At 41.0% G+C, this 6,694-nt stretch carries 4 protein-coding genes; all 4 read left to right on the top strand.

Annotated elements, in window-relative coordinates; translation table 11 throughout:
• Nucleotide 1: 1 nt before the first annotated feature.
• The 4 genes from C9J51_RS11600 to C9J51_RS11615 all read left to right on the top strand — a co-directional run bounded on the left by C9J51_RS11600 (nucleotide 2) and on the right by C9J51_RS11615 (nucleotide 6,520).
• Nucleotides 2-1,930, top strand: coding sequence for a beta-N-acetylhexosaminidase (locus C9J51_RS11600; RefSeq protein WP_045039492.1), 1,929 nt, complete (start codon nucleotides 2-4; stop codon nucleotides 1,928-1,930).
• A gap of 41 nt (nucleotides 1,931-1,971) precedes the next feature.
• Nucleotides 1,972-4,377: a GH36-type glycosyl hydrolase domain-containing protein gene (locus C9J51_RS11605; protein ID WP_045039491.1), complete on the top strand. Its 2,406-nt coding sequence runs from the start codon at nucleotides 1,972-1,974 to the stop codon at nucleotides 4,375-4,377.
• Between the two features lie 61 nt (nucleotides 4,378-4,438).
• Complete coding sequence (locus C9J51_RS11610; RefSeq protein ID WP_045039490.1) at nucleotides 4,439-5,851, top strand: phosphoglucomutase/phosphomannomutase family protein; 1,413 nt, start codon at nucleotides 4,439-4,441, stop codon at nucleotides 5,849-5,851.
• Between the two features lie 282 nt (nucleotides 5,852-6,133).
• Nucleotides 6,134-6,520, top strand: a complete 387-nt coding sequence (locus C9J51_RS11615; RefSeq protein WP_045036000.1) for a hypothetical protein — start codon at nucleotides 6,134-6,136, stop codon at nucleotides 6,518-6,520.
• Nucleotides 6,521-6,694 lie beyond the last annotated feature (174 nt).

A 6,694-nucleotide genomic window follows, 5' to 3' on the forward strand; every position in this document is an offset into this window, starting at 1 on the left:
AATGACTTATCGTCTTGATTTTACAGTAATAGAAAAATATGAAGGCTATTGCCGCTATGCATTAAGTTTACATAACTTAACCGACCAAGCACTGCATGGATGGTCACTGTATTTTTTTATAAGCCGCTGCATTGATCCGGCCTCCATATCTGTGGGTAATATTAGCCAAATAGGTAGTTACAGTTGCCTATCACAATTACCGCCGTTAGCGGCTAATGGGCACTTTTACACTGAATTCACCATGAAAACCATGCCATTTAATCTTCATGATGATGGTATTCGTGAAGCCTTTATTGCTCTTGATAATGATCAGCATCAGATTACGCCATTAAAAGTTTACACCACCGCGATTAACTTAGATCAAGAGTCGATCGAGCGTTACTGTACCCCATTACCTAACGTCGGTTGTGATATTGCATTAATCCCACAACCTAACCAGTTAACTCGTCTTCACGGTGAATTCGTTTTTAATCAAACCACCGCAATTGAAACCCCGCCAGCTTTAGCACAAGGGGCGATTAATTGGTTAAGTGCTGAATGTAAAAAACATTTTAATGAAACAATGCCTATTCACCCTCAGGGAAATATTCATTATCAAGTCAGTAATGACATTATCGAACACGGTTATCAGTTATTGATCGAAACCGATAATATTTGGATCCAAGCCAGTTCCTCAACAGGATTTGTGCATGCGACTTCAACATTATTACAATTGTTACCTAACAGTCCCAGTCATACCGCCAATGCGACTTATTGCGTGCCTATGGTAGAAATCACCGATCAGCCACATTATGGCTATCGTGGCATGATGCTTGACTGTGGTCGTCATTTTCACCCCGTCGATCGTATTAAACATCTATTAGATCATCTTGCGCGTTATAAATTTAATACTTTCCATTGGCATCTCACTGATGATGAAGGTTGGCGTATTGAAATTGATGCCTACCCTCAATTAACAGAAATTGGTGCATGGCGTGGCCCTAATGAAATTATCGCCCCACAATTTAGTCATATTGATCAACGTTATGGTGGTTTCTATACCAAGCAAGACATTCGCGATGTGATTGCTTACGCCAGCGATCGCGGTATCACTATTATTCCTGAAATTGATATGCCCGGTCACTGCCGCGCCGCCATTTTATCCTTGCCTGAACTATTAAAAGATCCTGATGATCATTCGGTATATCGCAGCATTCAAAACTACCCTGACAATGTTTTATCACCAGCATTGGCAGGTACTTACACCTTTATTCAAACAGTATTAGATGAAATTTGTGCTCTATTCCCTGCCCCATTTGTACATATTGGCGCAGATGAAGTACCAAAAGGTGTGTGGTCTGACAGTGCTGCTTGTCAACAATTAATGGCCGACAATAACTACCACGATCCCATGGAACTCCAAGGGCATATATTACGTTTTGCTGAACAAGTATTACGCGAAAAAGGCAAACGGATGATGGGTTGGGAAGAAGCGACCCATGGTAATAAAGTCAGCAAAAACACCGTAATTTATTCTTGGCTTAGTGAAGAAGCCGGCCTTGAATGCGTTAAAAATGGATTTGATGTGGTAATGCAACCCGCACAATCTACTTACCTCGATCTAGCCCAAGGTTACTCAGCAGATGAAGCAGGTGTCGATTGGGCAGGTAAATTACCACTGGATAAAGTTTACAATTATCACCCACTTAGCATGATCGCTGCGGAAAATTCTGAGCGACAGCACATTTTAGGTATTCAAACAGCACTTTGGTCAGAATTAATAAATAACCAAAGTCGATTTGAATATATGATTTATCCGCGCTTATTAGCGGTATCGGAGATCTGCTGGAGCAAACCACAACATCGTAACTGGGATGACTTTAAAGCTCGCTTGAAAGGTCAACTTAACTATCTAGACAAGGCGGGTATTAATTACCGCCACTGTGAATAACCACGCACACAGTAAAGTGAATATTTTAAGGATTAGAAATAATGAAATACGGTTATTTTGACAATAGCAACAAAGAGTACGTTATCACTCGACCTGATGTCCCAGCACCATGGACGAACTACCTTGGTACCGAAAAGTTCTGTACGGTGATTTCACAAAATGCAGGTGGTTACTCTTTTTATAAGTCACCAGAATATAATCGCGTTACTAAATTCCGTCCCAACGCGACATTTGATCGCCCAGGACACTATGTTTATTTACGTGATGATGCGACAGGCGATTATTGGTCTATTTCATGGCAGCCAGTCGCTAAAAGTCTTGATGAAGCGAAATATGAAGTGCGTCACGGTTTGTCATACTCAAAATTTGCGTGTGAATACAACGGCATTTCAGCTCAGAAAACCTTATTCGTGCCAATTGGTGAAGATGCTGAAATTTGGGATGTTGTCCTGAAAAACACCACCGATGAAGTGCGTACTATTAGTGCATTCTCTTTTGTTGAATTCTCTTTCAGTCACATTCAATCTGATAACCAAAACCATCAGATGAGCCTTTACTCTGCGGGCACTTCTTACCAAAATGGTGTGATTGAATACGATCTTTACTACAACACTAACACTAAAGAAGGTTACTACTACTTAGCATCAAGTTTCGACCCTGATAGCTATGATGGTCAACGTGATACTTTCATTGGTGCATACCGTGATGAGTCAAACCCAATCGCGGTTGAAAACGGCCGTTGTTCTAATCACGTGCAAACCTGTTACAACCATTGTGGCTCACTGCACAAGCAATTTACCCTTCAACCGGGTGAAGAAGTGCGCTTTAACTACATTCTAGGTATTGGTAAAAACGAAGGCCAACGTCTACGTCAAAAATACCAAGATAACGCTGTTGTTGATGCTGCATTTGCTGAAATCAAACACCACTGGGAAAGCCGTTGTAACAAGTTCAAGGTTACCTCGCCAAACGAAGGCTTAGATACCATGATCAACACTTGGACGCTATATCAAGCTGAAACATGTGTTGTATGGTCTCGTTTTGCTTCATTTATCGAAGTCGGTGGCCGTACAGGTCTTGGTTACCGTGATACCGCTCAAGATGCTATCTCAGTACCGCATTCAAACCCAGCAATGACACGTAAACGCTTAGTTGATCTGCTTCGTGGTCAAGTTAAAGCAGGTTACGGTTTACACCTATTTGATCCTGATTGGTTCGATCCTGAAATGGCCGATGTTAAACCATCAAAATCACCAACGGTTGTTCCAACCCCAAGTGATGCCGATAAGATCCACGGTATTGATGATACGTGTTCAGATGATCACTTATGGCTAGTACCCACTATCTGTAAATATGTCACTGAAACAGGTGAAGAAAGCTTCCTTGATGAAGTGATCCCATTTGCTGATGGTGGCGATGCAACTGTTTATGATCACATGAAAGCAGCACTTAATTTCTCCGCTAAATATGTGGGTCAAACGGGTATCTGTAAAGGTCTACGTGCCGATTGGAACGACTGCCTAAACTTAGGTGGCGGTGAATCAGCAATGGTATCGTTCCTGCATTTCTGGGCACTACAAGAATTTATTCAACTGGCTAAATACCAAGGTAAAACAGCCGATATTGAAAAATACACTGAAATGGCTGCCAATGTTCGTGAAGCCTGTGAAACCCATTTATGGGATGACGAAGGTGGCTGGTACATTCGTGGTTTAACCAAAAATGGCGACAAGATAGGTACCGCGCAACAAACTGAAGGTCGTATTCACCTTGAGTCAAATACTCTTGCTGTTCTATCTGGCATGGCATCACAAGATCGTGGTGAACAAGCAATGGACGCAGTTGATGAAAATCTTTATTCAGAATTTGGCTTACACCTTAATGCACCATCATTCTCAACCCCTAACGACGACATTGGTTTTGTAACCCGTGTATACCAAGGTGTTAAAGAAAATGGCGCTATCTTCTCACATCCAAACCCTTGGGCATGGGTAGCAGAAGCAAAACTAGGTCGTGGCGACCGTGCAATGAAATTCTATGATGCACTCAACCCATACAACCAAAACGACATGATTGAAACACGTCTGGCTGAACCCTATTCTTACGTGCAATTTATCATGGGTCGTGATCACCAAGATCATGGTCGAGCAAACCACCCATGGTTAACTGGTACGTCTGGTTGGGCTTACTTTGCCGTGACTAACTTTATTCTAGGTATTCAAACAGGCTTTGATGGTTTAACTATTAATCCATGTATTCCAACTGAATGGCCAGGATTTGAAGTAACGCGTGAGTGGCGTGGGGCAACGTACCATATTAACGTTACTAACCCAGATCATATTAGCAAAGGCATCAAATCTATTATGATCAACGGTCAATCAGTAGAGGGCGCAATAGTCCCTCAAGCTGAAGGCTCTGTAAATACTGTTACGGTAGTAATGGGCTAATCACTTTTCGGGGAGTCAATATACTCCCCATTTATTTTGCGAGAGAAAAAGGAGTTCCTCCATGATTCAATTTGGAACCGGTGGTTGGCGTGCCTTTATTGGTGAAGAGTTTACTCAAGCTAATGTACGTTTAGTAGCGCAAGCTATTGCTAACATCATGATCACAGAATCAGTAACAGAAAATGGTTTTATTATCGGTTATGACCGTCGCTTTTTATCAGATAAAGCCGCGACATGGTTTGCTGAAGTATTAGCGGGAAATAATATTAAATGTAGTTTTATCAATCGCTTTGTGCCAACACCCATTGTGATGTTTAAAGCTAAACAAACAGGTGCAACTTACTCTGCTTGTATTACTGCCTCGCATAACCCTGCGGACTATAACGGCATTAAAGTCTTTATCGAAGGCGGACGTGATGCTGATGAAATCATTACTCAAAAAATTGAGCAACAAGTAGCAGTTTTAACTGCCGCTGATGTCAAACACGTTGATTTTGAACAAGCACAACATGATAAGTTAATTGAAATCATCAACCCAATGAACGAGTTTGTTGACTCGGTTATTGCCTTACTTGATTTAGAAGCCATTAAACAAGCTAACTTACGCGTACTTATTGATCCAATGTTTGGTGTTGCAAAAAATGCCCTCCAGACAGTATTAATTACCGGTCGTTGTGATGTTGATGTTATCAACGATGGTGAAAATCCAGGCTTTGGTGGCTTAATGCCATCACCAAGTGCAGCAACCCTTTACCGCCTTAAACACCTAGTCGCTCAAGAAGGCTATGACATTGGTATCGGTACTGATGGCGATGCTGACCGTTTAGGCATCATTGATGAAAAAGGTAACTTTATTCATCCAAATGAAGTGCTATTGCTGCTGTATTACTACTTATTAGAATACAAAGGCTGGAAAGGTTCCGTGGTACGTAATATCGCCACCACCCATTTACTTGATAAAGTCGCTGCGGCTTATGGCGAAAAATCCTTTGAAGTACCGGTTGGCTTTAAACATATCAGTTCTCAAATGGAAGCTGATGACTCATTACTTGGCGGTGAAAGCTCTGGAGGCCTCACTATTCGTGGTCACATCAAGGGTAAAGATGGCATCTTCGCATCAAGCTTACTCGTTGAAATGATCAGCTCAACCGGTAAAAAATTATCTGAGTTACTAGATGAAATCTATGGCCGTTTTGGTTATGCCTATACCGCCGAAGGTGACTGTACCTTTAAAGCCGCAGAGCGTGAACGTCTTTATAATAAAATTTATATTGAAAAATCACTGCCTGAATTTGATTATGACATCGAAAAAGTCAGTTACGCCGATGGCGCCAAGATTTACTTTAAAAATGGTGGTTGGGCGATTGCACGTTTCTCTGGCACAGAACCATTACTACGTTTGTTTGTAGAAATGGAAGATCAAACTCAAGCAGAAGCAGTTTTACTGCAATTTAAGAAATTTCTTGCGATATAACAGTTAGTTATTTTCATTGCTAAGTCCTAGTAACACGCCTTATAGCTGTTACATTGTGCAGATCAGTTGTTATGATCTTTGCCACTGGGTAGTCTTCTGGCTACCCTTTTCTTTGTTACAACGTTGAAAGCCTCCAATTAACAATAACCAATCATTGGTCACAAACCACACTATTAATATTATCAATTAATCAAAAAACGCATCACGTCACATACAATTAGCTAATTAAGGTCCATGCTTATCTCAACAAATAAAACTTTCTGCGTAAGGTAAGGAGTTGTTATGAAAAAGGCCATCATTGCTATCACCATGATCGCGCTCGCCATTTTATTTAGCGAACATTTTCATTCATTCTCAGTCGGATTTACACTGGCTATTATCGCTGTCAGTTGTAGCTACTTCATTGCTTACCAAGCCATCCGTCGACCACAATATACAATGAGTTTTTTAGTTGTCGCCGTACTGACTAAATTAGCAATTACTGTTACGGGGGTTATTTGGGTATTTTCAGCCAATATTATTCATTCTCCGATTACTTTTCTGGTTGCCTACGCCCTTTTCTCTGTCGCTATTACTTATTTTATTTCACGCTATCAAGCACATCGTCGAGATATTAATGACCAACAACAACGTGAAATTTTTCACACCGGTCTCTATGAATTAAAGTAGTTTTCTACAGACAAAAAAAACCTGAATCATTAAATTCAGGTTTCTTTAATAATGTGAAGTGGACGGGACTTGCCATGACTAGCATTACAACCAGAGCATCAGCGCGGCTATTTTCCATCAAATAATAGTCGTGACTGGCCGCTAAGCTTCTCAATAAAAAGTCGAACCAACTGA

The sequence above is a fragment of the Photobacterium iliopiscarium genome, from assembly GCF_003026395.1.
Classification (GTDB): Bacteria; Pseudomonadota; Gammaproteobacteria; order Enterobacterales; family Vibrionaceae; genus Photobacterium; species Photobacterium iliopiscarium.